This window comes from Vibrio sp. 1288, assembly GCF_033344475.1.
Genome location: NZ_JAWPOX010000001.1, coordinates 122,967 through 149,839, shown reverse-complemented (window position 1 = coordinate 149,839; position 26,873 = coordinate 122,967). Strand labels below are relative to the sequence as shown.

The window sequence follows — 26,873 nt, the reverse complement described above, 5'->3', positions numbered from 1 at the left end:
TGCTTTCCGACTATGTTTTGCCAAAAGATCTTAAGGGTCGAGGACCCTGGCTACTTTGTTATGCATCATGTTTATAAACTCTTAGTGATGTGAACAGGGTGGCTTTTTCGTTTCCTGAGTATGGGTACGCCCATTGGTGATACTCAGGCAACAAGTAAACTTTGAGAATAATTCCGTATTATGACTGAACAATATAATGCTGGTGCCATTGAAGTACTGAATGGCTTAGAGCCAGTACGTCGCCGACCAGGGATGTATACGGATACAGCGCGCCCAAACCATTTGGGCCAAGAAGTTATCGACAACAGTGTCGATGAAGCGCTAGCCGGACATGCCTCAAAAGTACAAGTCATCCTACATGCTGACCAATCACTCGAAGTGATCGATGATGGTCGAGGCATGCCTGTTGATATCCACCCAGAAGAGAAAGTATCAGGCGTAGAGCTAATTCTATGTAAGCTACATGCGGGTGGTAAGTTCTCTAACAAAAACTACCAATTCTCTGGTGGTTTGCACGGGGTAGGTATATCTGTAGTAAACGCGTTGTCAAAACGCGTTGAAGTAACAGTTCGTCGTGATGGTCAAGTGTATGAAATTGCATTTGAACACGGCGAGAAAGTGTCTGATCTGACCGTAACTGGCACATGTGGTCGTCGCAATCGCGGTACCAGCGTACATTTCTGGCCTGATGCGAAGTACTTCGATTCGGCTAACTTCTCTGTGACGCGCCTAGTCAACAACCTGCGCGCAAAAGCGGTTTTGTGCCCGGGCTTAGAAATCACATTAACCGACAAAGTTAATGGCAAAGACTATAAGTGGTACTACGAAGACGGTCTTAAAGACTATCTTGCGGAAGGTGTAAAAGGCTATCCAGTTATTCCTGAAGAACCATTTACTGGTGAGTTCTTGGCGGATACTGAAGCGGCAAACTGGGCGGTAATTTGGCAGCCAGAAGGCGGTGAGATGATCACCGAAAGCTACGTTAACCTGATCCCAACCGCTCAAGGTGGTACGCACGTTAATGGTTTACGCCAAGGCTTGTTGGAAGCGATGCGCGAATTCTGTGAGTTCCGTAATCTATTACCTCGTGGTGTGAAGCTAACGGGTGATGACGTTTTCGACCGCTGTTCTTACGTGCTGTCGGTTAAAATTCAAGATCCACAATTTGCAGGCCAGACCAAGGAACGTCTCTCTTCTCGTCAAAGCGCGGCATTTGTCTCTGGCGTTGTAAAAGATGCGTTCAGTCTTTGGTTGAACGAAAAGCCTCAGCTCGCAGAGCAATTGGCAGAAGTCTGTATCGCTAACGCGCACCGTCGTATGAGAGCGGCGAAAAAAGTCGTACGTAAGAAAGTAGCGTCCGGCCCGGCACTGCCAGGTAAGTTGACCGACTGTTCTGCACAGGACTTAAGTCGCACGGAAATCTTCTTTGTGGAGGGTGACTCTGCGGGTGGCTCGGCAAAACAGGCACGTGACCGTGAATTCCAAGCTGTGATGCCACTGCGTGGTAAGATCTTGAACACGTGGGAAGTCTCTGCCGATCAAGTTCTTGCGTCTCAAGAAGTACACGATATCTCTGTTGCTTTGGGTATTGACCCAGATAGCGACAACCTCGAGAGTCTTCGTTACGGTAAGATCTGTATCCTTGCCGATGCGGACTCGGATGGTCTTCACATCGCAACGCTGCTTTGTGCTCTATTTACTCGTCACTTCCGCGCACTAGTGGAAGCGGGTCATATCTATGTGGCGATGCCGCCTCTGTATCGAATCGACTGCGGGAAAGAAGTGTTCTACGCCCTCGATGACGATGAAAAAGATGGCATTTTAGAGCGCTTGTCGAAGAAGAAAGCCAAAATCAACGTGCAACGATTCAAAGGTCTGGGTGAGATGAACCCACTTCAGTTGCGTGAAACCACCATGGATCCGAACACGCGTCGCTTAGTGCAGTTAACCATTGACGACTCTACGGCGACCATGGAAATGATGGACATGCTGCTAGGTAAAAAGCGTGCAGATGACCGTCGTTCTTGGCTACAAAACAACGGCGACTTGGCAGAGGTGTAACGGATGTCTACAGAAATTACCTACGATGGCGTCGAACAATTGCCAATGCGCAAGTTCACTGAAGACGCTTATCTGAACTACTCGATGTACGTAATCATGGACCGCGCCTTGCCATACATTGGTGATGGCTTAAAGCCGGTTCAACGACGCATCATTTATGCGATGTCAGAGCTTGGTCTCTCTGCATCAGCAAAATACAAAAAATCTGCACGTACCGTTGGTGACGTGCTAGGTAAATACCATCCGCACGGTGATTCAGCGTGTTACGAAGCGATGGTATTGATGGCTCAGCCATTCTCTTACCGCTATCCATTAGTGGATGGTCAAGGTAACTGGGGTGCGCCAGATGATCCGAAATCATTTGCGGCAATGCGTTATACCGAAGCAAAACTGTCTAAGTTTGCTGAAGTATTGCTTGGCGAACTTGGCCAGGGCACGGTTGAATGGCAACCTAACTTTGATGGCACAATGAAAGAGCCACAAATGTTGCCAGCACGTCTGCCTCACATCCTGCTTAACGGTGTAACCGGCATTGCCGTTGGTATGGCAACAGACATCCCACCGCACAACGTTCGTGAAATCGCAGATGCGACTATTCATTTGATCGACAACCCGAAAGCAGAACTGCCGGACGTGATGCAGTATGTCAAAGGTCCAGATTACCCAACAGAAGCAGAAATTATCTCGCCGCAAGCGGATATCGAGAAGATTTACCGCAACGGTCGTGGCAGCATCAAAATGCGCGCGGTTTGGCATAAAGAAGGTTCTGATATTGTTATCACTTCTTTGCCTCACCAAGTATCGGGTGCCAAACTGCTTGAGCAAATCGCTAACCAGATGCGTGCGAAGAAGCTGCCAATGGTTGACGATCTTCGTGACGAATCGGATCACGAGAACCCAACGCGTATCGTTGTGGTGCCTAAGTCAAACCGCGTCGATTGTGATTTGTTGATGAACCACTTGTTCGCATCAACGGATCTTGAGCGCAGTTACCGCGTTAACTTGAACATGATTGGTTTGGATAACCGTCCTCAAGTTAAAGGTTTGGTGCAAATTCTATCTGAGTGGATCGAGTTCCGTCGTACGACTGTGCGTCGTCGTCTACAACACCGTCTAGACAAAGTCATGGCTCGTCTACACATCTTGGAAGGTTTGTTGGTTGCTTACCTCAACCTAGATGAAGTGATTGAGATCATCCGTACTGAAGACGATCCAAAAGCGGTGCTGATGGAACGCTTTGGTATTACCGATATCCAAGCGGATGCAATTTTAGATACCAAACTTCGTCATCTAGCAAAACTAGAAGAGATGAAGATCCGTGGTGAGCAAGACGAGCTAGAGAAAGAGCGTGAGAAGCTAGAACAGCTACTCGGTTCTGAGCGTCGTCTGAACACACTACTGAAAAAAGAAATCAAAGCAGACGCAGAGAAATACGGTGATGACCGTCGCTCTCCAATGGTTGAGCGTGCAGAAGCAAAAGCGCTGACTGAACGTGACCTCGTACCAAGTGAGCCAATCACGGTTGTGCTTTCTGAGAAAGGTTGGATTCGTCACGCGAAAGGCCATGACGTGGATGCCGAAGGCTTAAACTATAAGTCGGGTGATAAGTATTTAGCGCATGCTCGAGGTAAGAGTAATCAGCCTGCGGTATTCCTAGGTAGTGACGGTCGAAGTTACTCTCTGGAATCGCACTCACTGCCTTCTGCTCGTAGTCAAGGTGAGCCGATTACCGGTCGCTTGAATATTACGGCTGGTAGCAGTATTCGCCAAGTCATCATGAGTGAAGAAGAGCAGCTGTGGCTGGTGGGCTCAGATGCAGGTTACGGCTTTGTATGTAAAGGCGCGGACTTGCTGTCTAAAAACCGCAGTGGTAAAGCGCTCGTCACTTTACCTGCCAACTCTGAGATCATGACGCCAAAAGAGATTGAAGATTTAGACTCTGATGAAATCTTAGCAATCACTAACCAAGGTCGCATGCTGCTGTTCCCAATCAAAGACTTGCCACAACTGGCGAAAGGTAAAGGGAATAAGATCATCAACATTCCTGCTGCTAAAGCAAAAGAGCGAGAAGAAGTACTATCTCACTTAATGTCTTTACCAAAAGGTGCATCGTTAACGCTGTACGCGGGTAAGCGAAAGTTGGGTCTTAAACCGTCTGACCTTGATAACTTCCGTGGCGAACGTGGTCGCCGAGGTGGGTTATTACCGAGAGGTTTGCAGCGAGTCACTCGCATTGAAGTTGAGCTAGATGATTCCGATACGACGGAAACACCGAGCGATAGCGAGTAACGCACAAATAAAAATCCCAGCCAATGGCTGGGATTTTTTATGCTTCTTGCTTGTCTTCGGCAATGGTGACTTTCAAGGTCATCTCTTTTCCTTTGCGAATGATACCGACGTCCACGGTGGTGCCAGGACGTAAATCGGTGACGATATCCATAACGCTCTGACGCCCTTGCACTTTATTGCCATCAATACTGATAATGATGTCCTGCTTTTGGAAGCCTGCCGCATTGGCTGGACCATTTGGATCAATACCAAGTACGACAATACCACCTATGTGTTCATTTCCAAGTAGGCGAGCAGTGACCGCATTAATGTCTTGGCCGTCGATTCCAATATAACCACGAATCACGCGGCCATCAGCGATGATTTTCTGCATGATCTTACTCGCTAGCGGCGCAGGGATCGCAAAAGAAATACCGTAAGTTTCTAAGTCTGTCGCTTGCTGAAAAGAGGCGGTGTTAATGCCGACGAGCTCGCCTTGTGTGTTCACTAGGGCTCCACCAGAGTTACCTTCATTGATGGCGGCATCGGTTTGAATGAATGCTTGACGACCGTCGCTAATAGATGAACGACCTGTGGCAGAAATAATGCCGAACGTTGTGGTTTGTCCAAGGTTGTATGGGTTACCGATGGCTAGTACTACATCGCCCACTTGTGGTTTGTAATTAGAGTTCAGAGGGATTACGGGCAAATTCGAACCTTCGACACGCAGCACGGCTATATCAGTACGTTTATCTGTCCCTACGAGCTGAGCCGCTGCGGCTCTGCCGTCTTGTAATGCCACAACAATTTGATCAGCTTGAGCAACCACATGATAGTTAGTAATGATGTAGCCTTTCTCACTAACAATGACACCTGACCCCAGACCTTGAGTCGAGAGTTTACTGCGATCATTCTCAACATACTTACGGCTGTAGATGTTTACCACTGCAGGCGCTGCTCTTCGGACCGCTTGATTAAACGTCAATTCGACTGATGCGATATTAACAGGTTGAGGATCAAGCGCGGCAGGAATTACGTTGTTGCGCAAAGATGGAACCGCCAGTAATACCACTGCGGCAGTAGCCAAGCCTAAAAAGACAGAACGTAATAAAAAGCTGAGCATATCCTCTCCATGCGTGAGCGCCAAAATGGCATCGAAGATGAAGAATAGCATTACATTGAAAAATAACAAAAGGGCAGCACGTCATCGCGCTGCCCTTTTCATTAGTTATTGAGCGATAAGGAAAAGTGATCGAGCCTTATCACTCAGTACTATGCATCGAAAACCTTATTTCCTATCACTTTGAAAGTGGTTAACGAATGACAAGATAAATAGTACGTTCACCACGTTGAATATTAAGAGCCAGTACACCTTTGTGTTTCTCTACGATTGTACGAAGCTCGGCAAGGTTTTTCACTCGTTGACGGTTCACACCGATAATAATGTCACCTTGTTGTAATTGATATTGAGCCGCTGGAGAGTTATCTGCAACGCTCGATACTTTAACACCTTGGATTACATCACTTGGTGTTGTATTGCTTAACTCCGCACCTTTGAGTCCCTCATGTAATGTCTCCGCTTTAGCTTTCATATTCGTAGATTCGCCAAGCGTTACATCAAAGGTTTTATTCTTACCATCTCGAACCACACCTAATGTGATTTCTTTACCTGCGCCCAGTGTTGCCACTTTTGCGCGGAGCTCTGAGAAAGTATTAATCGCTTTGCCGTTCACCGATACAATTACGTCACCGGCTTTTAACCCTGCTTTATCGGCTGCGCTGTCCGGTACGACTTGACCAATAAAGGCCCCTTTACTTGACTCGTAACCCAATGCATCAGCTAGCTCAGAGGTTACTTCGCCACCTTGCACACCCAACATGCCGCGTTTGACTTCACCAAACTCTAGAATTTGATCAGTGAGGTTTTTCATCATGTTTGATGGAATCGCAAAGCCAATACCCACATTACCGCCGTTAGGGCCTAAAATCGCAGTATTAATACCGATCAGCTCACCATTAAGGTTGACCAATGCACCACCTGAGTTACCGCTGTTAATTGCGGCATCGGTTTGGATGAAGTTTTCGAAGTTTTCAACGTTTAAGCCACTACGACCAAGGGCTGAAACAATACCCGAAGTCACAGTTTGACCGAGTCCAAATGGGTTACCAATCGCAACCGTAAAGTCACCGACACGCAGTTTGTCGGAATCCGCGACTTTAATCTGCGTTAAGTTTTTCGCTTTCTCTAATTTAAGTAACGCAACATCGGCCATTTCATCACCGCCAACGAGCGTAGCGTCATACTCGCGCCCGTCAAAGAGGCGAACTCGAATCTCATCTGCCCCCTTGATCACGTGGTAGTTAGTGACAATATGGCCTTTCTTCGCATCAATAATGACACCAGACCCTAAACCTCTGAACGGGCGCTCTCGCCTTTGTTCCATAGGAAAGTCTGGGCCAAAGAAAAATTGAAATTGCTCGGGAATGCGGCTGGTTTGTACTTGTTTACCTTCTACAGCAATACTCACAACAGCTGGGGTCACCTTCTCAAGCATTGGTGCCAAGCTAGGTAACTGTTGGCCATCCACATTCAAAGGTAATGCGGCAGTGGCTTGAACTGGGGCAATAATCGAACCCAAACTCAGAGATAGAACGGTGAGCGCAAGCAGTGGTTTTTTCATCCAATAACTCCTCTTGAAACATGTCTGCCAAAAAGAAATATCCGAACGGTTAGTTCACTTTGTTAATAACTAATATAGGGTCTAGTTCGGACAATCAAAAGGGGAGGCAGTGCACATCCAAGTTAGAGCGAAGGTGAGGGGAAAAAGTTCAAAAAAGGGCCTAGACAATTGTATCGGCCCTCGATGGAAGTAAGAGAGGATTATGATGCTTTTGCGGTTACCGCTTCGGGAGCATTAATGATTTCTTTCTCTTGATCCTTCAAAAGACCGGTGGCGCCATTAGCGTAGTCTTTTGGTTGTTCGTTAAACTCTGGTTGATCTTCTGCAATGGTTTCAGACGACATTGCCGTTTTCTTATCAAACGGGTTGTCTTGTTCTGGTAAGTTTGGCAAAAGCTCAGAAGAGGTCTTGGCCATATGTTGGTATAGCTTGGTGTAATCTTTACCTAGGGTGTCCAACATTTCTGCGGTTTGTGCAAAATGATCGACGAGCTCTTGACGTTGTTGCTCTAATTCAAACTTGGCCGCTTCAAGTTCTTTCTGCACAGACTTTTGTTTCTTGTATTCAGGGGTGGTTAGTCTACTAATGACTACGCCTACGATTGTACCGACCAGCAAACCCACAATGGCATAAATCCAAGGCATAACTGCTCCTTATAGTTGTTTTAACAAGTCTTTTACTACTTAGTTACACGCGGTGCTCGTCCATGTTACTATGGCTTGAACAGCCGATAAAGAAAAATAGCAGTATGTCTTCGGGGACTGATAACTACTTCTCTCTATTCTCAAAGTTGACCCCGAGGTAACCCTTTTCTCTATACCTCTATACGACTTAATACGATGACACCACTACAACAATATCAAAAAGACATAGCAGAACACGGATTTCAGCGTGATGAAGCTCAGTATCAAGCGGTCGTTGCATTAGACAAGCTTTACCATGCTATCGTTGAATTTCAGTCAGCGCCTGTGCCTCAGCTTTCCAAATGGCAAAAGCTAATGGGGAAAAAAATCGACAAGCCTGAACCACCAAAAGGCCTTTACTTTTGGGGGGGCGTAGGTCGCGGTAAAACCTACCTTATGGATGCATTTTTTGATGCTTTACCGACCCAAAGAAAAATGCGCGTCCACTTCCATCGATTTATGTATCGAGTACATGATGAGTTGAAGCTGTTAGGTGATGTCGAAAATCCGCTATCAAAAGTGGCGGATAAATTTAAAGAAGAAGCCGATGTGGTTTGCTTTGATGAATTTTTTGTTTCCGACATTACTGATGCGATGATCCTTGCAACGCTACTTCAAGAAATGTTCAAGCGGCAGATGATCCTAGTCGCGACTTCAAACATTGAGCCGCAGAACTTATATCGTAACGGTTTGCAAAGAGCGCGCTTTTTGCCCGCGATCGATATGATTTTGGCGCGTTGTGAAGTGTTGAATGTCGATAGTGGCGTTGATTATCGCTTAAGAACGTTAGAACAGGCTGAAATATACCATTACCCGCTTGATGAGCAGGCTAGCATAAACCTTAACAAATATTATCAGCAGCTGACTGGAGAGCGTCAGTTTGTTGCTCATCAAATCGAAGTTAACCACCGTCAACTAGCGGTGATTGAAGCAAGCGACGGGGTGCTGCATGCGTCGTTTGCTCAGTTGTGTCAAACTGCTCGCAGTCAAAATGACTACATTGAATTGTCTCGTATTTACCACACGGTATTACTGGCAGATGTTCAACAAATGAACCGAAAAATCGATGATGCGGCGAGACGCTTTATCGCGCTGGTCGATGAGTTTTACGAGCGCAATGTTAAGTTGATTATTTCTGCTGAAGTGCCAATGGCCGACTTATATACTGATGGGCAGTTAGAGTTCGAATTTAAGCGCTGTTTGTCTCGGCTTACTGAGATGCAAAGTCATGAGTATCTCGCGCGTGAACATTTGGCCTAGATCCAATGGGTTCTTAAAAAAGTGAAGAAAAAATTAGTGATTTGGCGCAAAAAAAGGTGATTTTTTCTTCGCTCTTCTCTATAATCCTGCGACCCACCGTTACTGCAGACCTGATTATCGAAGTTATTTCGAAATTGAAGGTCGAGAGTACCAACGACTCGAAGGGGTGATGACTGGGCTCTTAGACAGTGTGGGAGCACTATTGGGTGTTCCTTTAAAGTTTAAAATTTAATTAACGGGTTATTGTTAGCATGAAAACTTTCGTTGCTAAACCAGAAACTGTAAAACGCGACTGGTACGTTGTAGACGCTGAAGGTAAAACTCTTGGCCGTCTAGCAAGTGAAATTGCATCTCGCCTACGTGGCAAACATAAAGCTGAATACACTCCTCACGTTGACACTGGTGATTACATCATCGTTATCAACGCTGAGAAAGTTGCTGTAACTGGTAACAAAGCTAAGAACAAAGTGTACTACCGTCACTCTGAATTCCCAGGTGGTCTAAAATCTATCACTTTTGAAAAGTTGATCGATCGTAAACCTGAGATGGCTCTTGAGCTTGCAGTTAAAGGCATGCTTCCACGTGGTCCTCTAGGCCGTGCTATGTACCGTAAGCTAAAAGTTTACGCGGGCGCTGAGCACAACCATGTTGCTCAACAACCACAAGTACTAGACATCTAATTGGGGATTTCGAAAATGGCAGAGAATCAATACTACGGCACTGGCCGTCGCAAAAGCTCAGCTGCACGTGTTTTCATTAAACCAGGCAGCGGTAACATTGTAGTAAACAAGCGTAACCTTGACGAATACTTCGGTCGTCCAACAGCACGTATGGTTGTACAACAACCTCTAGAGCTAGTTGAACTAACTGAAAAGCTAGACCTTTACGTAACAGTTAAAGGCGGCGGTATTTCTGGTCAAGCTGGTGCTATCCGTCACGGTATCACTCGCGCGCTTATGGAATACGATGAGTCTCTACGTCCTGCTCTACGCGCAGCTGGCTACGTTACTCGTGACGCTCGTTGCGTTGAACGTAAGAAAGTTGGTCTACGTAAAGCACGTCGTCGTCCACAGTTCTCTAAGCGTTAATTTCCTCTTATCGGGAATTATGCTTTTCAGAGTTACTCTGGAAACTGTGTACCAAAAGCTCGGCTCTATGCCGGGCTTTTTTGTATTTAAAGACATCATACTTGTCTTCAAGCAACGAACAGCCTTCACTTATCATCACACTCCGAGCAGACCTTCTTATTCGTCCTCTTCGTCGAAAGGTTGCCAGTGCCGTTTTATATGTGTGCCTTATTTAACCGCGACTCACCACGCTTTCTCTTGCGATGCAGCATAGATGTATTCATCAACAAGAATGTCTTTGTATCTTATTCTTCCTGTAACATGTTTTAAAATGACTTACGTTCCTTTTTGAGCATTCTGCGTGCTACAAAATTGAAAATATAAACACAGTAAGCTGAACGCGTAATACGAAATATTTCTCTGTGTAATTAACTGAAAACTACCAAGATAAAAGGTTTTATCCGCTTTCAGCGGGGCTTCTATGTGGTGCTTTCTTGTTACAAATCACATCAATTTTTTATAATTCTGCCGCTTTTGTGACGACGCGAGCGATTTGCCTCACAAATGTTACAAAAAGGTAGCTTTATCTTGTCAAAAAGTAGGGTTTTCTTTATCATTTCCCTCCAATAAATAGAACTAAATTCATTATTTGTTAGCCATGCTCTTATAAGCGGAATAATAACGATCCAAAGGGAGCAAATGGGAGAATGTTTGGATGAGCAACGCGCCTTTAAATAACGGTCGCAGGCGTTTTCTAACCGCTACAACGGCAGTTGTTGGTGGGTTAGGGGCAGTCGCCGTCGCCGTGCCTTTTATCAAATCATGGAATCCGAGTGCTAAAGCCAAAGCGGCGGGCGCACCGGTGGAAGTGGATATAAGTAAAATTGAACCAGGTCAGCTGGTTCGTGTTGAGTGGCAGGGAAAACCTGTATGGATTGTTCGCCGCACTCAAAGCGTTCTGGATAACTTAAAATCGATCGGTGATAAGCTTCGCGATCCACAATCTGAAATGGAGCAGCAGCCTGAGTACGCTCAGAATGAGTTTCGTTCGATTAAGGAAGAGTTTTTCGTCGCAGTTGGTTTCTGTACCCACTTAGGTTGTTCACCAACCTATCTACCTGACTCTTTCTCAGAGCAGGTGCAGGGCGTAAGATCTGGCTTCTTCTGTCCTTGTCATGGTTCTAAGTTCGACATGGCTGGTCGAGTGTTCCAAGGAGTACCTGCTCCGTTGAACCTTGTCGTTCCTAAGCACATGTATTTGAGCGATACCAAGCTCATTGTGGGTGTTGATGAGGGAGATGCATAATGCAAGCAATGTTAGATTGGGTTGAAAAGCGTATTCCTGCAATGAATGCTTATAAAAAGCATTTGTCTGAATACCCAATGCCTAAGAACTTCAACTTTTGGTACCTTTTCGGTTCTCTGGCGATGCTGGTTCTTGTTAACCAAATCCTAACGGGTATTTGGCTAACGATGAACTATGTTCCTTCAGGTGACGGTGCATTTGCGTCTATCGAATACATTATGCGTGATGTAGAGTACGGTTGGCTTCTGCGTTACATGCATTCCACTGGCGCGTCAGCGTTTTTCGTTGTTGTGTATCTTCACATGTTCCGTGGTTTGATCTACGGTTCATACCAAAAACCTCGTGAACTATTGTGGATCTTCGGTATGTTGATCTTTCTTGTTCTCATGGCTGAAGCGTTCATGGGTTACCTACTTCCATGGGGTCAGATGTCATACTGGGGTGCACAGGTAATCATTTCCCTGTTTGGTGCTATTCCTGTTATCGGTGATGACCTAACGCTTTGGATTCGTGGTGACTACATCATCTCTGGTGCAACGCTAAACCGTTTCTTCGCACTACACGTTATTGCCCTGCCTATCGTTTTGCTTCTTCTTGTTGTTTTGCACGTATTGGCGCTGCACGAAGTAGGCTCAAACAACCCGGATGGTATCGAAACTAAGCTGCCAAAAGGCTCAATGGGCGACGATTACAAAACGCAATTCAAGTTCCACGATTACTACACGAAGAAATATGACATCATTGATTCGATTCCTTTCCATCCGTACGGCACGGTTAAGGACTTGGTTGGTGTCGCTGGTTTCTTGTTCTTCTTCTGTTACGTGCTGTTCTTTAACCCAGAGATGGGTGGGTACTTCCTTGAGCCGCCTAACTTTGAAGCTGCAAACCCACTGAAGACACCAGAGCATATTGCTCCGGTATGGTACTTCACGCCGTTCTACGCAATCTTACGCGCGGTTCCAGACAAACTATTAGGTGTTATCCTAATGGGCGCGTCAATTGCAGTGCTGTTTGTTCTACCTTGGTTGGATCGTTGTAAAGTTCGTTCATACCGTTACCGTAGCAAACTTCATCTATTGAATATTGTACAGTTCACTATCGCCTTTATCGCTCTGGGTATTTTAGGTGCGTTACCTGCGACACCAACGTACACACTACTATCTCAGATCTTTAGCTTGTGTTACTTCATGTTCTTTGTGTTGCTGTTCTTCTACAGCAAAAATGAAGCAACCAAACCATTACCAGAGAGGGTGACATTCAAATGAAGAAGTGGATTGTAATTCTATTTGCTATGTTGCCATCACTAGCGATGGCAGCTGGGGCCAATGTTCCGCTGGATAAAGCGAATGTTGACCTTACGGATAAAGCTTCGCTACAAAACGGCGCGAAGTTGTTCATGAACTACTGTTTTGCTTGTCACTCTACGCAATACCAGCGTTACGAGCGTGTAGCAACAGACTTGGAAATTCCAACAGACTTAATGAAAGAAAACCTGATTTTCAATCCTGAAGCGAAAATCGGTGATCTAATGGTCAATGCTATGCCACCGAAGCAAGCGGCAAACTGGTTTGGTGCTCCACCACCAGATCTTACGTTGGTTGCACGAGTTCGTGGTGCTGATTGGTTATACACTTACTTACGCTCTTTCTATGTTGATCCATCTCGTCCATTCGGCGTGAACAACATCGTCTTCCCGAGTGTTGGTATGCCGCATGTGCTTGAAGAGCTACAGGGCATCCCGACGCCTATTTACGATACGAAAATCGTAGATGGCGAAGAAGTACAAGTTGTTGTTGGTACTGAAACCGATGGCACGGGTGAGCTGAGTGAAGGCGAATATGACAAAGCGGTTGGCGATCTCGTTAACTTCTTAGTTTATTCAGGTGACCCAGTGCAGCTTGAGCGTCATGCTTTAGGCTGGTGGGTAATGGGCTTCTTAGTGCTTCTAACCATCGTTGTTGTGATGCTCAAGAAAGAGTATTGGCGCGATGTGCATTAATTGTGCTAAAATACCGTGCTAATTCCCAATTTTAATTGATGTACAATGGAGGCTTAGCCTCCATTGTTTTTATTTGTAAGTGTACTGGAGGGCTCCATGGCTGTAGCTGCCAATAAACGTTCTGTGATGACTCTTTTCTCAAGTGCATCAGATTTGTATAGCCATCAGGTTCGCATTGTACTAGCTGAAAAAGGCGTAAGTGTTGAAGTTGAGCTTGTTGACGAAGCAAACCTTCCTGCTGAGCTTGTTGAGCTAAACCCATATAAATCAGTGCCAACTCTTGTTGACCGTGAGCTAGCTCTTTACGATTCAAAAATCATCATGGAGTACTTGGACGAGCGTTTCCCTCATCCACCTCTAATGCCGGTTTACCCTGTTGCTCGTGGCAACAGCCGCTTGATGATGTACCGTATCGAACGCAACTGGTATTCACTCGCTGAAAAAGTGATGAAAGGTAATGCGGAAGAATCAGAAAAAGCACGCACAAAGCTGCGTAATGATCTTCTGACGTTAGCGCCAATTTTTGCTGAATATGAGTACTTCATGAGCGAAGAATTCAGCTTGATCGATTGTTACCTAGCTCCACTATTGTGGCGTTTGCCTCAACTTGGTATCGATCTTGTTGGCCCTGGTTCAAAAGAAATCAAGGTATACATGAACCGCGTATTTGAACGTGATTCGTTCCTTGCTTCTTTGACTGAAGCTGAACGTGAAATGCGCCTAGTTCGCTAAGCGATTTAAAACACGTTATGGATATTGCAAAAATGACTGCTCGCCGCCCGTATATGCTTCGCGCATTTTACGACTGGTTAGTAGACAATGACTTGACTCCTCACTTGGTTGTGGATGCAACAATGCCAGGGGTGCGTGTCCCGGTTGAATTTATTCAAGATGGTCAAATTATTTTGAATATTGCGCCACGTGCAGTGGGTAATCTTGAGTTAGGTAATGATGCGATTACCTTCCATGCTCGCTTTAGCGGTCGTCCGCACTCAGTGATCGTGCCTGTGTATGCTGTTCAAGCTATTTATGCACGTGAGAATGGTGCTGGTACTATGTTTGAACCAGAAGAAGCGTACACTCACATCGAAGAAGAAGCGATGACCGAGGAAGAATCATCCCCATCGTTCACAACGGTTAGCGATGAGCCTTCTGAGTTAGTTTCTGATTCAGATGCCGAAGAGGACGATGCTCCTCGACCAAAAGGCAAACCAAGCTTAAGAGTGATTAAATAATAAAAAAGCAGCGTTACGCTGCTTTTTTCTTTTTAACTTGTTGAAGATGATTTCAAGCCAGACTTTGGAAATTACTCACTAATCGTAAAGACTTCGACGTTCTCTTCATTTTCTGTGCTTGCCTCACTTTCTATTGTTTGTACACCGTCACTCGGTAAGTCCACTTCAACAGGCTCCATTTCGCCGTATTGGAACCCTTTAATGACTTGTTTTACGCCTGAGATATTACGTGCGATTTCTGTCGCTCGATCGCCTTGCTCTGGCGTGACATAACCAAACAGAAAAACGTCGCCATCTTCGGTGATCACTTTAACCTTAACACCATTAAGCTCAGAATCAGTAAGCAAAGCTGACTTTACTTTGGTTGTGATCCAGCTGTCATTGCTAATCTGGGTAACAGTGAGTGGCTCTTTTTGTTTGATTTGATTGTGTATGACTTTTACACCACTAACTTCTCGAGCCCTTCGCTCTAAAGCAAGGATAAGGTCTTGTGTCGGAGCTTGTCCCATAAGGACTACAGTCCCATTATATGAACTGGCAACGACACGAACTTCACCTTTAAACGGTGCTTTATTGCCGATCGCCGCAACTTCGAATTCGATGTTATTGTCCTGCCAGATTTGTTTTGTCGTGCGTGTGTCCGTGACAATATTCGCTGTGGTTGCTGCACCTGCGATAAACAAACCTGCGCAACCACTTAAACTCAATGCTGTTAATAAGATAACAAGGCTACGTATCATAATTCTGACTCTCAGTCTTGGTTACTCTTCGTGAGCAGGGAAAAGCACTTGGTCAATAAGATCACAAAGACAATGGAGTGTTACCATATGTACTTCGTGAATACGTGCAGTGCGGTGTGATGGAATACGAATTTCGACGTCGTTCTCACCGAGCAGTCCTGCCATCTCTCCGCCATCTTTTCCTGTTAGCGCGATAATCGTCATGTCTCGAGTTACGGCTGCTTCCATCGCTTTGATAATATTTTTACTGTTACCACTAGTCGACATGGCAAGCAAAATGTCGCCTGGTTGACCAAACGCTCGTACCTGTTTTGAGAAGATTTCCTGGTAGTGGTAATCGTTGGCCACTGCGGTTAGGGTAGTATTATCGGCGGTTAAGGCCATTGCTGGTAGGCTAGGGCGCTCAGTTTCAAAACGGTTTAAAAGACAAGAAACAAATTGTTGAGCGTTTGAAGCACTGCCGCCATTACCACAACATAAAATTTTATTGCCATTAAGCAGGCTCGACACCATCGCTTGAGCTGCATGAGTAATGGCATCAGGCAGCGCCTCTGCTGCTGCGATTTGAATTTGAATACTTTCTGTAAAGCTGTCTTTAATGCTGTCTAGCATCGCTTATCCTTCAGAGATTGCGTTTTCTATCCAGTTGATATCTCGCCCATTATCATGAATGGCGATGACATCAAATCGATAATCGATATTGTGTTTTAAGCGCTTTTGTTGGCTAAGCCAAACTTGTGCGGTTTTGACTAGCTTGCGCATTTTAGCGTGCGTCACCATTTCTGCTGCCGAGCCAAAGTGATTGTTCTTACGGTATTTGACTTCAACAAACACAATAGTTTCACCTTGTTGGAAGATTAAATCAATCTCACCGACCTTAGTCAGAAAATTTTGTTCAATAAAGTTTAAGCCCTGGCGTTGTAAATACTGCTTCGCCAGAGCTTCATATTGATTTCCGATTTGGCGCTTGCTAAAGAGCCCCACGCTCAGCCCAGCTTAGCTCACGCTGTACAACACAATTATTGTCGATACTTAAAATACCGGTTTGGCCGCCAACTGAGTAGCCCGGAACGACCTTCATTTGTGGCAGCTCCCCAATCAATTTATACGCATCCATACCCAGTGCTTTCAAACGTTTTTCCATGTTAGATTGCTCTGACCACAACTCGTTCATTTCAGCGGTCACGCTAGGGTCTGGGTCAATCAGTAATGGGATATCGCTGTAGATGATGCCTGTTAGATCTTCGTAAGTCGCGCCGCCACTGTTGCTACGCGAGCTAGAGAAAATTTGAGGAGCTTTGGCGTCTGGGTTAATCGCTACCTCAATAAATGGCTTGATCAAAGTCAGTTCCGTGCTTCTAGCAACAATATAAACCGCATCGACATCACGACGGCTACGTGGCTGTGTTTCAAGCTTGATACGCATTAGTGATTGCATCTGAGCAATACGTTGTTTGCTTTCTTGCAGACCAAATACTTCATTGATGTCTTTTTGAAGTTGGCGCTTGTCGCCAAAATAACTTGCTGCGACTTTATTAGAGCTGTACTTGCGCCATTCTTTGTTGAACGCTTCAGTTACGCGCTCACCAAAGATGCCCTTTGGTGCCAGGATCAGAGGGAAGTTATAGCCTTCGCTGAACAAGTGTTTCGCTGCTTGTGCGGCTTCTTGTTCTGGTGATAATGCCAAGTAGCAAATATTGCTATCTGGTTGCACATCTTCGGGAATATTTAGCGCAAGGGCTGGAATCGTAGGACCATTTTCTGAGCCATCCATGGTTGTGTGCAATAGCTCAACGTTTTCTTTTTCTAGGGGACCAACAACAAAATCGATGTTTTCATTGATCAAACGTTGTTTAATTTGGTCGGCGTTATACGCATTAGTGTCTATTACCGTGAGGGTAGCGCTTGGATCACGGTTACGATCATTCATCATCGCAAACACAAAACCATCACGAATTAATTGCGCTTGTGGCGAGAATTTACCAGTAAGCGGCAGTAACAAAGCGGTGTTGTTTGGTTTAACGATGTCTAGAGAGAGAATGTTTTGAATCTCTTCTGGTGTGTAGATAGCGGCTGGATGCGATGGGTTCTCGTTTAACCAGCGTTCGAGGGTATTTTTTAGTTGGGATAAGTTGCCCGACAGCGTTTTCGCATAAATAGCGAGTTGTAGCCAACCATCCAAAACATCTTCATTTGGCTCTGTTTCTAATGAGGTCAGTTCGTACTCGGAGTAGCTGCCAAAGTTCATCCAAATACGGCTAGAAATCTCTCTCTGCTCCGCGGACGATGCATATTGGCCAAATGCAATCAGTTGGCGGTTTGCCTCAAACGCTTGGTTAAGACCTTGATAAGCGTCGGCACGCATCAAGTAATAGTCTTTCCATTGCTCATTTGGCAACTTCCACCAAGGTTTAAAATTCAACAATTGCAGCAACTGAGAGTAATTACCCTGTTTTTGCTGTATGGTCGCACGCGCTAGTTGCCACTCTGCTTGCTGAACTTCGGTTAACTGTTGACGAGCCAGGCGCTTGATCAACATTTCTGCTTGATCAAACTGGTTTGCTTGAATCGCGGCTTTGGTTGCCATGATCAACCAGTCATTTTGTAAACTGCCTTCCGTGCTATCAGCTTGGATCATATAGTTCTGAACAGACTGAGTAGGCTCAAGTGTTACATCAACGCCATCAGGCTGTCTTGGACCTGAAGAACAGGCGGCGAGCGTAATTGCTAGTGCAACAGGAGTAAGTATGCGTGGTACACTGAGTCTCTTATGGTTAATCATTGCCGTGAGTTCTCTATAATTTTGTACAAAATTGTCTCTATATTAATCGTTGAAGTGATGGTAAACAAATGACAGATAAAAATAAGTTGCCGAATGAGGGGCCAACTCTCTATATCGTACCGACTCCAATCGGAAATTTAGCGGATATCACCCAACGTGCTATCGAAATTCTGTCGACTGTGGACATCATTGCCGCTGAGGATACTCGACATACGGGCAAATTACTGTCTCACTTCAATATTCAAACCAAAACTTTTGCTCTACATGACCACAATGAGCAGCAAAAAGCACAAGTTTTGGTAGAAAAGCTGCTTTCCGGTCAGTCTATCGCATTAGTTTCTGACGCTGGTACGCCACTTATCAGCGACCCAGGATACCATTTGGTGACAAAATGTCGTCAAGCGGGCGTTAGAGTTGTGCCTCTTCCAGGTGCTTGTGCGGTCATTACGGCGTTAAGTGCCTCTGGCTTGCCATCGGATCGCTTTAGCTTCGAAGGTTTTTTACCACCGAAAAGCAAAGGTCGTAAGGATAAATTCCTAGAGATTGCTTCGGTAGAGCGTACGTGTATTTTTTACGAGTCACCGCACCGTATTTTAGACTCTCTACAAGACATGTTAGACGTTCTTGGCCCAGATAGAGAAGTTGTGTTGGCAAGAGAGCTAACAAAAACCTTTGAAACCATTCAAGGCATGCCGTTAGGTGAGCTGATTGAATGGGTGAAAAGTGACGATAACCAACAGCGTGGTGAAATGGTATTGTTGGTACATGGCCATCGTGAAACAACAGACGACTCACTACCTGAAGAGGCTTTACGCACGTTAGGGATTTTGACCAAAGAGCTGCCTTTGAAAAAAGCAGCTGCTTTGGTGGCAGAAATACATAACTTGAAGAAGAATGCGCTATATAAATGGGGCTTAGAAAACTTAGACTAAGTGCCGCTAGCGAGATAAATGGTCAATGAGGGCTGATGTTTAGGCATCGGCCTTTTTATTATCTATTTTTGGCACGTTGACTAAAAAGTCATCACTTAGTGCATTCATTTCATCATATCTGTGATCTAACTAGACTCTGAAGTGAGAACTCTATACAATCCGCCCTCGGAGCTGACTGGGTAGTCGCTGCTTTGTTGATGTCCTTCGGGAGACTGACGTCGAAGTCCCTTTGGGAGACTGACGTTGACGTCCTTCGGGAGACTGACAAAGGGGAGGAAAGTCCGGGCTTCATAGAGCAAGGTGCCAGGTAACGCCTGGGGGGCGCAAGCCTACGACAAGTGCAGCAGAGAGAAGACCGCCGATGGCCCGTAAGGGTACAGGTAAGGGTGAAAGGGTGCGGTAAGAGCGCACCGGACGACTAGCAATAGTTCGTAGCAGGGTAAACTCCACCTGAAGCAAGACCAAATAGGCCTCCACATTGCGTTGCTCGCGTAAGGAGGCGGGTAGGTTGCTCGAGCCAGTGAGTGATTGCTGGCCTAGACGAATGGCTACCGCCGTGCAAGCGGAACAGAACCCGGCTTATGTGTCGGCTCCACCTATTCGAGACCCATCTCTACTTCGGTAGTGATGGGTTTTTTGCATTTAATTGACGCAAACTATGTCATTACCAATAAACTTGGCGTAAATCACGTCTAACTTTAGACTTGTGGTGGCGATGATGTAGGAAATCAGTACACTAAAGAATCGCTTCAAGATCATTCAACGAGAAAGCTATGACCGAAACCTTCCAACATATTTCCGTGTTATTAAATGAATCCATTGATGGCTTAGCTATCAAACCAGACGGCGTCTATATTGATGGAACATTTGGCCGTGGCGGTCACAGCCGGACAATTCTATCTAAACTCGGTGAAAATGGCCGACTGTACAGTATCGACCGTGACCCTCAAGCGATCGCTGAGGCAGGCAAAATCAATGACCCTCGCTTCACCATTATTCATGGTCCATTTTCTGGTATTGCTGAGTATGCTGAAGAGTATGGGCTAGTTGGAAAAGTGGATGGTGTTCTTCTGGATTTAGGCGTTTCTTCTCCTCAGTTAGACGACGCAGAGCGTGGCTTTAGCTTTATGAAAGATGGTCCGCTAGATATGCGTATGGACCCGACATCAGGTATTCCAGTATCTCAATGGTTGATGGAAGCAGACCTCGATGATATCACTTGGGTCATTCGCGAGTTCGGGGAAGATAAACATGCGCGCCGTATTGCAAAAGCGATTGTTGCCTACCGTGAAGATGAAGAAAATGAGCCAATGGTTCGCACTGGTCAGCTGGCAAAATTGATTTCAGATGCCGCACCGAAAAGTTTTAAAGAGAAAAAACACCCTGCGACTCGTGCTTTCCAGGCTTTTCGTATTTACATCAACAGTGAGTTAGAAGAAATTGATACGGCACTTAAAGGCGCGGCGAGCATTCTGGCTCCTGAAGGCCGTTTATCTGTGATTAGCTTTCACTCTCTGGAAGACCGTATGGTCAAACGTTTTATCCGTAAAGAGAGCAAAGGGCCTGAAGTGCCACACGGTATTCCAATGACGGAAGAGCAAATTCGTGCTCTTGGTAGTGCGAATATGAAAGCGGTGAGCAAAGCGATTAAGCCAAGCAAACAAGAAATTGAAATGAACCCTCGCTCGCGCAGCTCTGTGTTAAGAATTGCGGAAAAGCTTTAATTATTATGACGAAACCCACTCCTAATCTTGCTAAGTTGATTGCAACAGATCTCCTCACTGTTGGTCGCTGGCCATTACTGTTGTTGCTATTGATCGTGGCATCGGCAATGGGAGTGGTATTTGCTACCCACCATGCGCGTCAAGCGATCACCGAGAAAGACCATACGTTGGTTGAACGAGAACGATTAGATAGCGAATGGCGTAACTTAATGTTGGAAGAAACTGCCCTCGCGGAACACAGTCGTGTTCAAGACCTTGCCAAAAAAGAACTTGAAATGAAACGACCTGATGGCGATAAAGAAGTGGTTGTCACGCTCAAATGATTAGAAAAAAATCCAACACGAAACAAGCCAATAAGCGTAAACCTGTAGCAAAAGAGAAAGCGGCTACGGGGGATAAGAAAACCGATAACAAAGCAGTGAAAGTGGCGGTCGAAGAATCTTTCTTGATTCGTTGGCGCTTCCATCTATTACTGTTTTTTGTTTTTTGTGCATTTGCCCTTTTGGTGGCACGCGTAGCCTACATCCAAATCATTGAGCCAGATAACCTGATTAAACAAGGTGACCTACGTTCGGTTCGTGTTAAATCCATTCCTTCTGCTCGCGGTATTATTTCGGATCGAAATGGTGAGCCGCTTGCTGTCAGTGTACCGGTTGAGGCGGTTTGGGCAGATCCTGCCACGATATTTAAAGAAAACGCGTTAAGCCAGACCAAAAGTTGGCATGCATTAGCGGATGTTCTTGGTATTGACCGACAAGGGTTAATAGACAAAATCAAGCGCAATGAAAAACGCCGCTTTATCTACTTGCAGCGCCAGGTCAGTCCGGCCATGGCGAACTATATTCGTGAGCTAAAGCTGCCAGGTGTTGGCCTTAAGTCGGAATCTCGTCGTTATTATCCTGCAGGTGAGGTTAGTGCTCACTTAGTCGGTGTAACAGGCATTGACGGGCATGGCCTAGAAGGTGTGGAGCGTAGCTACGATGAGTGGCTCACTGGCGCGGCGGGTAAGAAAACTATTCGTAAAGACCGTTATGGTCGTGTTGTGGAAAACATTGCTTGGCAAGACAAGCAAGAAGGTAAATCACTTCAGTTAACCATCGATCAGCGCCTACAGGCGATTGCGTATCGTGCGATTAAGCAAGCCGTTGCGGACCACCGCGCCACTTCAGGTTCCGTTGTCATGTTGGATGTAAAAACGGGCGCCGTATTGGCCATGGTTAATGCTCCTTCTTACAACCCTAACAATCGTAGCGATTGGCAAAGCTATCAAATGCGTAACCGAGTGATCACGGACTCAATGGAGCCCGGTTCGACCATTAAGCCTTTCGTTATTTTAGCCGCCTTAGAAAATGGGATAGCTGATAAAGATACCATCGTAGATACCGGTAATGGTGTCCTACGTTTAGGTGGTAGTCGAGTCAGAGATGTCTCTCGCGTAGGTAAAGCGAGCTTGACCACGATCCTTAAAAAGTCGAGTAATATCGGTGTGACGAAGCTAGCAATGCAAATGCCGGTAGAGGCGCTTCTTGGGCTGTACAGTTCAGTGGGTTTTGGTGAGCTTTCTGGCCTAAACCTAGTTGGGGAAGTGACGGGTATTTTTCCTACACGAACTCGTTGGTCGCCAATTGAGCGCGCCACGATTGCGTTTGGTTATGGTCTATCAATTACACCAATCCAGCTAGCCCATGCTTATGCGACGCTTGGAAACCTTGGCAAATACGAGCCTATTCATATTATCGAAAGCAATGATCATGACATGTCACGTCAAGTAGTGAGTGCGAAGTATGCGCGTCAAGTATTAGACATGTTGGAAACCGTAACTCAAAAAGGGGGCTCGGCTCGCAGAGCGGCAGTTCCTGGTTATCGAGTGGGAGCGAAAACGGGTACATCACGTAAAGCTTCTGCCGGTGGGTACAGCGACGAGTACATCACCTACACGGCTGGGCTTGCTCCGGTTAGCGATCCGCGAATTGCTTTAGTAGTGATCGTAAACGAGCCTCAAGGTGATGACTACTATGGTGGTTCGGTAGCGTCTCCTGTTTTCTCTGAAATCATGAAAGGCGCGCTACAAATACTCAATGTTGCACCTGACGAAAACAAATTCCAACAGTAAGCCCTGTGGTTTACTGAGCAAACAAAATTAAGAAAACCTGAGCCAAAGCTCGGAGAACAAATATGACTAAAGCCATCAGTATGGACGTGCTGCTTTCCCCTTGGGTGGATTGCCCTAGCTTATCGTCCGTTCTTGTTTCTGAATTGGAGCTCGACAGCCGAAGAGTTCAACCTGGAACCACGTTTGTAGCAGTGATTGGCCATGTTGTGGATGGGCGTAAATTCATTGCCTCTGCAATTGAGCAAGGTGCAAATGCAGCCCTGGCGCAAGCCTGCGATGTCAAAACACATGGTACGGTGGAAATCATTGATGATGTTCCCGTCATTTACATTGATAGGTTGGACCAACGTTTATCCGCAATTGCTGGAAAGATCTATGCTTACCCTGATATGGATTTGATTGGTGTCACCGGCACCAACGGCAAAACCACCATTACCCAGTTAATAGCGCAATGGCTAGAACTGCTTGACCATAAAGCGGCGGTAATGGGAACAACAGGAAATGGCTTCCTCAATAACTTGCAACAAGCTGCGAATACAACGGGGAATGCCGTTGAAATTCAGAAAACGCTCTCCTCTCTCGCAAATCAACAAGCCACATACACCGCGCTAGAAGTATCTTCTCATGGCCTGACGCAAGGTCGTGTCAAAGCATTATCATTTGCGGCGGGCGTGTTTACTAACTTAAGTCGTGACCACTTAGATTATCATGGCACGATGGAAGAGTATGCCAATGCAAAGCTTGGGTTGTTCACGCAACACCAATGTGAACGTGCCATTATCAATGTTGATGATGAAGTCGGTCATCAATGGGCGTCGCAGTTAAGTAATGCGATCGCTGTTTCGCTCAAGCCGAACACTGAATTTGAAAGCGCAATTTGGGCGACGGAAGTCAGTTACGCGGAGTCAGGGATTACTATTAAGTTCGATGGTAAATTTGGCTCAGGTGAATTGCACGCGCCATTGATTGGTGAGTTTAATGCAACCAACTTAATGCTCGCTTTTGCGACCTTATTAAGCTTAGGTAAAGAGAAACAAGCGTTACTCGAAACTGCAGGTCAACTGCAACCCGTACTCGGCCGAATGGAGTTATTCCAAACTGAGGATCGTGCCAAAGTCGTGGTCGATTATGCTCATACTCCTGATGCTTTAGAAAAAGCGCTGCAAGCTTTACGAGTTCATTGTGAAGGCCAGCTGTGGGCTATTTTTGGCTGCGGTGGCGATCGCGATGCAGGTAAGCGTCCAATGATGGCGGAAATTGCAGAGCGTCTGGGCGACAGAGTGGTGTTGACTGACGATAACCCACGCAGCGAAGATCCGGTTCAGATTGTGAAAGATATGTTAGCTGGGCTGTCAAAACCTGCTGAAGCGATTGTTCAGCATGACCGCTTCAAAGCGCTGTCTTATGCCATTGAAAATGCTTCGCCAAACGACATTATCTTGTTAGCTGGAAAGGGCCATGAAGATTATCAGATTCGTAATGGCGAAACGATTCATTACTCCGACCGCGAGTCCGCAATGCAACTTTTAGGATTGACCTCATGATCAAAGTAACGTTATCTCAAATTGCAGACATCACTCGTGGTGAGCGATTCGGCGACGAGCTACTTATCGACGCGGTTTCTACTGATACACGAACGATTGAGCGTGGGGCTTTATTCGTCGCGTTAGTTGGGGAGCGCTTTGATGCGCACAACTTTTGCCAACAAGCGGTAGATGCAGGTGCCGGTGCTTTACTCGTAGAAAAACGCTTAGATGTGAATGTGCCGCAAATTGTGGTGTCGGATACCAAACTTGCATTGGGTGAGTTTGCTTCTTGGGTGTATCAAGCATGCAAAACACCTACCGTTGCCATCACCGGAAGTTGCGGTAAAACGACCGTAAAAGAAATGGTTGCGAGTATCCTGCAATTGAAAGGCAAAGTGTTATTCACGGCGGGTAACTTCAATAATGATATTGGTGTTCCGTTGACATTATTGCGCTCACAGCAGGATGATGATTATGCCGTGATTGAGCTTGGTGCTAATCATATAGGTGAAATTGCTTACACGACTCAGTTAGTAAAACCAGATATCGCGTTAGTGAACAATGTAGCCGCCGCTCACCTTGAAGGCTTTGGTTCTATCGATGGCGTGAAACAAGCCAAAGGTGAAATCTACCAAGGCCTTTCAGCTGGTGGTATTGCGATTGTTAACCTAGACAGCAATGGTGAAGCCAAGTGGGATGAAGTGTTAGCAGATAAGAAAGTCATTACTTTTTCACAAAGTAATACTGATGCAGACTTCTTCGCTTCTAACATCGTATTGAACGCCGCAGGTGAAGCAAGCTTTGACTTACATATCGCAGCAAGCTCACAAGAAATTGAACTGTCTCTGGGTATTATAGGTCAACACAACGTTGCGAATGCGATCGCTGCTTCTATTATTGCGTTACAAATGGGCGCCACATTAGAAGAGGTTCGCGCTGGCCTTAAACATTTGAACAAAGTGAAAGGTCGCGTCGAGGTTGAAGCGCTGAGCGAAAAGATAAAATTGATTGACGACAGCTACAACGCGAGCGTGCCAGCCATGAAAGCGGCAGTTGATTTATTGGCCGCTTTCCCAGGTCAACGCTGGCTGATTTTAGGTAATATGGCGGAATTGGGCGAGGAAAGTCTTGCACTTCATCGTCAAGTCGGGGAACATGCTGCCCCACAAAAATTTGAACATGTTCTCACATATGGTGCAGACGCCAAGGTGATCAGTGATCTTTGCCAAGGCATTCATTTTGAGACGCACCAAGAGATGATTGAATACATCAAGCAGCATCTAGACCAAGCCGTTCCTGAAAACCATACGATATTGGTGAAAGGAGCGAATGGTGCACGTATGTTTGAAGTCGCTGCTGCTTTGAAGGAGTATTATTAATGATTATTTGGCTTGCCGAGCTGCTACAGCCATACCTGTCTTTTTTCCGATTGTTTGAATACTTGTCTTTTCGAGCAATCCTAAGCGTATTAACCGCTCTAGGTCTGTCATTATGGATGGGACCAATCATGATCAAGCGTTTGCAAATGCTGCAAATTGGTCAGGTAGTGCGTAACGAAGGTCCTGAATCTCACTTTAGTAAGCGTGGTACCCCAACAATGGGCGGTATCATGATCTTAGCGGCCATCTCAATCACGATTTTGCTATGGACAGACTTATCCAACCCTTACGTATGGGCGGTACTGACAGTCTTACTTGGCTACGGTGCGGTCGGATTTGTTGATGATTATCGTAAAGTGGTACGCAAAAATACCGATGGCTTGATCGCGCGTTGGAAGTACTTCTGGCAGTCGTTGATCGCGTTTGTCGTCGCTTTCGCATTGTATGCTTACGGTAAAGACACAGCAGCAACTCAGCTAGTGGTGCCATTCTTTAAAGACATCATGCCGCAGCTTGGTTTGATGTATATCATTCTGACTTACTTTGTCATTGTAGGTACAAGTAACGCGGTTAACCTGACTGATGGTCTAGACGGTTTGGCAATCATGCCAACGGTTCTTGTTGCAGCAGGCTTCGCGGTTATTGCATGGGCGACCGGTAACGTTAACTTCTCTGAATACCTTCATATTCCATACTTACCACATGCTTCTGAGTTGGTTGTCGTATGTACAGCAATCGTCGGTGCAGGCCTTGGTTTCTTGTGGTTTAACACGTATCCAGCACAAGTGTTCATGGGTGATGTCGGCTCACTAGCGCTTGGCGGCGCGTTAGGCACTATTGCTGTTCTCGTTCGTCAAGAGTTGGTGTTGGTGATCATGGGCGGTGTGTTTGTGATGGAAACGCTGTCGGTAATTCTACAGGTGGGTTCATACAAACTGCGTGGTCAGCGCATTTTTCGTATGGCACCGATTCACCACCACTACGAATTGAAAGGTTGGCCAGAACCTCGCGTAATCGTGCGTTTCTGGATTATTTCTATGGTTCTTGTTCTGATTGGTCTTGCGACATTGAAAGTGCGTTAATCGCACTTTCCAAGAACAAGATTTACAGTGTGATC

The 26,873-nt window shown here is 45.8% G+C and carries 24 protein-coding genes and 1 other RNA gene; 18 read left to right on the top strand and 7 right to left on the bottom strand.

Features of this window, described 5'->3' with window-relative positions:
• Positions 1-180 precede the first annotated feature (180 nt).
• Entirely contained in the window at positions 181-2,061 is a 1,881-nt protein-coding gene (gene parE, locus R8O11_RS00630) for a DNA topoisomerase IV subunit B (protein ID WP_262662366.1), read from the top strand.
• A 3-nt stretch (positions 2,062-2,064) separates the two neighbouring features.
• Positions 2,065-4,350 carry a DNA topoisomerase IV subunit A gene (gene parC / locus R8O11_RS00625; protein WP_005379870.1) on the top strand — a complete coding sequence of 762 codons (2,286 nt, stop codon included), beginning with the start codon at positions 2,065-2,067 and terminating at the stop codon, positions 4,348-4,350.
• Between the two features lie 37 nt (positions 4,351-4,387).
• Here parC and degS read toward each other — a convergent pair whose 3' ends face one another.
• The 3 genes from degS to zapG form a co-directional block, all read right to left on the bottom strand.
• Complete coding sequence (degS, locus tag R8O11_RS00620; RefSeq protein ID WP_017633606.1) at positions 4,388-5,452, bottom strand: outer membrane-stress sensor serine endopeptidase DegS; 1,065 nt, start codon at positions 5,450-5,452, stop codon at positions 4,388-4,390.
• 190 nt (positions 5,453-5,642) lie between these two features.
• Positions 5,643-7,010: a Do family serine endopeptidase gene (locus R8O11_RS00615; RefSeq protein WP_025768400.1), complete on the bottom strand. Its 1,368-nt coding sequence runs from the start codon at positions 7,008-7,010 to the stop codon at positions 5,643-5,645.
• 200 nt (positions 7,011-7,210) lie between these two features.
• Positions 7,211-7,654 carry a Z-ring associated protein ZapG gene (gene zapG / locus R8O11_RS00610; RefSeq protein WP_005379861.1) on the bottom strand — a complete coding sequence of 148 codons (444 nt, stop codon included), beginning with the start codon at positions 7,652-7,654 and terminating at the stop codon, positions 7,211-7,213.
• Between the two features lie 195 nt (positions 7,655-7,849).
• On the opposite strand from zapG, the gene zapE reads away from it, so the two are divergent.
• From zapE to sspB, 8 genes are all read left to right on the top strand, one after another.
• The gene (zapE, locus tag R8O11_RS00605; protein WP_005387411.1) at positions 7,850-8,953 is read left to right on the top strand and encodes a cell division protein ZapE; all 1,104 of its coding nucleotides are present in this window, start codon (positions 7,850-7,852) and stop codon (positions 8,951-8,953) included.
• Between the two features lie 251 nt (positions 8,954-9,204).
• A complete protein-coding gene (gene rplM, locus R8O11_RS00600; protein WP_005372872.1) occupies positions 9,205-9,633 on the top strand; it encodes a 50S ribosomal protein L13 in 429 nt (142 codons plus the stop codon).
• Between the two features lie 15 nt (positions 9,634-9,648).
• Positions 9,649-10,041, top strand: coding sequence for a 30S ribosomal protein S9 (rpsI, locus tag R8O11_RS00595; protein ID WP_005372876.1), 393 nt, complete (start codon positions 9,649-9,651; stop codon positions 10,039-10,041).
• Between the two features lie 694 nt (positions 10,042-10,735).
• A complete protein-coding gene (petA, locus tag R8O11_RS00590) occupies positions 10,736-11,326 on the top strand; it encodes a ubiquinol-cytochrome c reductase iron-sulfur subunit (protein ID WP_005372877.1) in 591 nt (196 codons plus the stop codon).
• The gene (locus tag R8O11_RS00585) at positions 11,326-12,591 is read left to right on the top strand and encodes a cytochrome b (protein WP_005372880.1); all 1,266 of its coding nucleotides are present in this window, start codon (positions 11,326-11,328) and stop codon (positions 12,589-12,591) included. The genes petA and R8O11_RS00585 overlap by 1 nt, the downstream gene beginning before the upstream one ends.
• Positions 12,588-13,325 (top strand): cytochrome c1, encoded by a 738-nt coding sequence (locus R8O11_RS00580; RefSeq protein WP_005372881.1) that lies wholly within the window; start codon positions 12,588-12,590, stop codon positions 13,323-13,325. Before R8O11_RS00585 ends, R8O11_RS00580 begins: the two co-directional genes overlap by 4 nt.
• Before the next feature lie 96 nt (positions 13,326-13,421).
• Positions 13,422-14,057 (top strand): stringent starvation protein SspA, encoded by a 636-nt coding sequence (gene sspA / locus R8O11_RS00575; protein ID WP_005372897.1) that lies wholly within the window; start codon positions 13,422-13,424, stop codon positions 14,055-14,057.
• A gap of 17 nt (positions 14,058-14,074) precedes the next feature.
• Entirely contained in the window at positions 14,075-14,560 is a 486-nt protein-coding gene (sspB, locus tag R8O11_RS00570; RefSeq protein ID WP_005387408.1) for a ClpXP protease specificity-enhancing factor, read from the top strand.
• 71 nt (positions 14,561-14,631) lie between these two features.
• Here the strand turns inward: sspB and R8O11_RS00565 are convergent, their stop codons facing one another.
• Genes R8O11_RS00565 through R8O11_RS00550 form a run of 4 tightly spaced genes read right to left on the bottom strand, consistent with a single transcriptional unit; the run spans position 14,632 to position 18,082 of the window.
• A complete protein-coding gene (locus R8O11_RS00565; protein ID WP_025768401.1) occupies positions 14,632-15,300 on the bottom strand; it encodes a BON domain-containing protein in 669 nt (222 codons plus the stop codon).
• Positions 15,301-15,321: 21 nt separating this feature from the next.
• Positions 15,322-15,912: a phosphoheptose isomerase gene (locus tag R8O11_RS00560; RefSeq protein WP_005372901.1), complete on the bottom strand. Its 591-nt coding sequence runs from the start codon at positions 15,910-15,912 to the stop codon at positions 15,322-15,324.
• 3 nt (positions 15,913-15,915) lie between these two features.
• Positions 15,916-16,284 carry a YraN family protein gene (locus R8O11_RS00555; RefSeq protein ID WP_005372903.1) on the bottom strand — a complete coding sequence of 123 codons (369 nt, stop codon included), beginning with the start codon at positions 16,282-16,284 and terminating at the stop codon, positions 15,916-15,918.
• Complete coding sequence (locus R8O11_RS00550) at positions 16,271-18,082, bottom strand: penicillin-binding protein activator (RefSeq protein WP_318193831.1); 1,812 nt, start codon at positions 18,080-18,082, stop codon at positions 16,271-16,273. Before R8O11_RS00550 ends, R8O11_RS00555 begins: the two co-directional genes overlap by 14 nt.
• Positions 18,083-18,150: 68 nt before the next feature.
• Between R8O11_RS00550 and rsmI the strand changes: the two genes are divergently transcribed.
• The 8 genes from rsmI (at position 18,151) to mraY (ending at position 26,838) form a co-directional block, all read left to right on the top strand.
• On the top strand, positions 18,151-19,014 hold the full coding sequence (gene rsmI / locus R8O11_RS00545; protein ID WP_318193830.1) for a 16S rRNA (cytidine(1402)-2'-O)-methyltransferase: 864 nt from the start codon (positions 18,151-18,153) through the stop codon (positions 19,012-19,014).
• A gap of 167 nt (positions 19,015-19,181) precedes the next feature.
• Positions 19,182-19,612: RNase P RNA component class A (gene rnpB, locus R8O11_RS00540), an RNA gene on the top strand.
• 175 nt (positions 19,613-19,787) lie between these two features.
• Complete coding sequence (gene rsmH / locus R8O11_RS00535) at positions 19,788-20,738, top strand: 16S rRNA (cytosine(1402)-N(4))-methyltransferase RsmH (RefSeq protein WP_017633610.1); 951 nt, start codon at positions 19,788-19,790, stop codon at positions 20,736-20,738.
• Between the two features lie 5 nt (positions 20,739-20,743).
• The gene (ftsL, locus tag R8O11_RS00530; RefSeq protein ID WP_005387405.1) at positions 20,744-21,061 is read left to right on the top strand and encodes a cell division protein FtsL; all 318 of its coding nucleotides are present in this window, start codon (positions 20,744-20,746) and stop codon (positions 21,059-21,061) included.
• A complete protein-coding gene (locus tag R8O11_RS00525) occupies positions 21,058-22,851 on the top strand; it encodes a penicillin-binding transpeptidase domain-containing protein (protein WP_086046525.1) in 1,794 nt (597 codons plus the stop codon). Before ftsL ends, R8O11_RS00525 begins: the two co-directional genes overlap by 4 nt.
• Positions 22,852-22,913: 62 nt before the next feature.
• The gene (murE, locus tag R8O11_RS00520) at positions 22,914-24,395 is read left to right on the top strand and encodes a UDP-N-acetylmuramoyl-L-alanyl-D-glutamate--2,6-diaminopimelate ligase (RefSeq protein WP_225466622.1); all 1,482 of its coding nucleotides are present in this window, start codon (positions 22,914-22,916) and stop codon (positions 24,393-24,395) included.
• Positions 24,392-25,756 (top strand): UDP-N-acetylmuramoyl-tripeptide--D-alanyl-D-alanine ligase, encoded by a 1,365-nt coding sequence (locus tag R8O11_RS00515; RefSeq protein ID WP_033906091.1) that lies wholly within the window; start codon positions 24,392-24,394, stop codon positions 25,754-25,756. Before murE ends, R8O11_RS00515 begins: the two co-directional genes overlap by 4 nt.
• A complete protein-coding gene (gene mraY / locus R8O11_RS00510; protein ID WP_005372931.1) occupies positions 25,756-26,838 on the top strand; it encodes a phospho-N-acetylmuramoyl-pentapeptide-transferase in 1,083 nt (360 codons plus the stop codon). Before R8O11_RS00515 ends, mraY begins: the two co-directional genes overlap by 1 nt.
• The last annotated feature ends 35 nt before the right edge of the window (positions 26,839-26,873 follow it).

Excerpts from the sequence above, each read along its gene's own strand:
- parE (WP_262662366.1), top strand. The coding sequence starts at position 181 with ATGACTGAACAATATAATGCTGGTGCCATTGAAGTACTGAATGGCTTA.
- parC (WP_005379870.1), top strand. The coding sequence starts at position 2,065 with ATGTCTACAGAAATTACCTACGATGGCGTCGAACAATTGCCAATGCGC.
- degS (WP_017633606.1), bottom strand. The coding sequence starts at position 5,452 with ATGCTCAGCTTTTTATTACGTTCTGTCTTTTTAGGCTTGGCTACTGCC.
- R8O11_RS00615 (WP_025768400.1), bottom strand. The coding sequence starts at position 7,010 with ATGAAAAAACCACTGCTTGCGCTCACCGTTCTATCTCTGAGTTTGGGT.
- zapG (WP_005379861.1), bottom strand. The coding sequence starts at position 7,654 with ATGCCTTGGATTTATGCCATTGTGGGTTTGCTGGTCGGTACAATCGTA.
- zapE (WP_005387411.1), top strand. The coding sequence starts at position 7,850 with ATGACACCACTACAACAATATCAAAAAGACATAGCAGAACACGGATTT.
- rplM (WP_005372872.1), top strand. The coding sequence starts at position 9,205 with ATGAAAACTTTCGTTGCTAAACCAGAAACTGTAAAACGCGACTGGTAC.
- rpsI (WP_005372876.1), top strand. The coding sequence starts at position 9,649 with ATGGCAGAGAATCAATACTACGGCACTGGCCGTCGCAAAAGCTCAGCT.
- petA (WP_005372877.1), top strand. The coding sequence starts at position 10,736 with ATGAGCAACGCGCCTTTAAATAACGGTCGCAGGCGTTTTCTAACCGCT.
- R8O11_RS00585 (WP_005372880.1), top strand. The coding sequence starts at position 11,326 with ATGCAAGCAATGTTAGATTGGGTTGAAAAGCGTATTCCTGCAATGAAT.
- R8O11_RS00580 (WP_005372881.1), top strand. The coding sequence starts at position 12,588 with ATGAAGAAGTGGATTGTAATTCTATTTGCTATGTTGCCATCACTAGCG.
- sspA (WP_005372897.1), top strand. The coding sequence starts at position 13,422 with ATGGCTGTAGCTGCCAATAAACGTTCTGTGATGACTCTTTTCTCAAGT.
- sspB (WP_005387408.1), top strand. The coding sequence starts at position 14,075 with ATGGATATTGCAAAAATGACTGCTCGCCGCCCGTATATGCTTCGCGCA.
- R8O11_RS00565 (WP_025768401.1), bottom strand. The coding sequence starts at position 15,300 with ATGATACGTAGCCTTGTTATCTTATTAACAGCATTGAGTTTAAGTGGT.
- R8O11_RS00560 (WP_005372901.1), bottom strand. The coding sequence starts at position 15,912 with ATGCTAGACAGCATTAAAGACAGCTTTACAGAAAGTATTCAAATTCAA.
- R8O11_RS00550 (WP_318193831.1), bottom strand. The coding sequence starts at position 18,082 with ATGATTAACCATAAGAGACTCAGTGTACCACGCATACTTACTCCTGTT.
- rsmI (WP_318193830.1), top strand. The coding sequence starts at position 18,151 with ATGACAGATAAAAATAAGTTGCCGAATGAGGGGCCAACTCTCTATATC.
- rsmH (WP_017633610.1), top strand. The coding sequence starts at position 19,788 with ATGACCGAAACCTTCCAACATATTTCCGTGTTATTAAATGAATCCATT.
- ftsL (WP_005387405.1), top strand. The coding sequence starts at position 20,744 with ATGACGAAACCCACTCCTAATCTTGCTAAGTTGATTGCAACAGATCTC.
- R8O11_RS00525 (WP_086046525.1), top strand. The coding sequence starts at position 21,058 with ATGATTAGAAAAAAATCCAACACGAAACAAGCCAATAAGCGTAAACCT.
- murE (WP_225466622.1), top strand. The coding sequence starts at position 22,914 with ATGACTAAAGCCATCAGTATGGACGTGCTGCTTTCCCCTTGGGTGGAT.
- R8O11_RS00515 (WP_033906091.1), top strand. The coding sequence starts at position 24,392 with ATGATCAAAGTAACGTTATCTCAAATTGCAGACATCACTCGTGGTGAG.
- mraY (WP_005372931.1), top strand. The coding sequence starts at position 25,756 with ATGATTATTTGGCTTGCCGAGCTGCTACAGCCATACCTGTCTTTTTTC.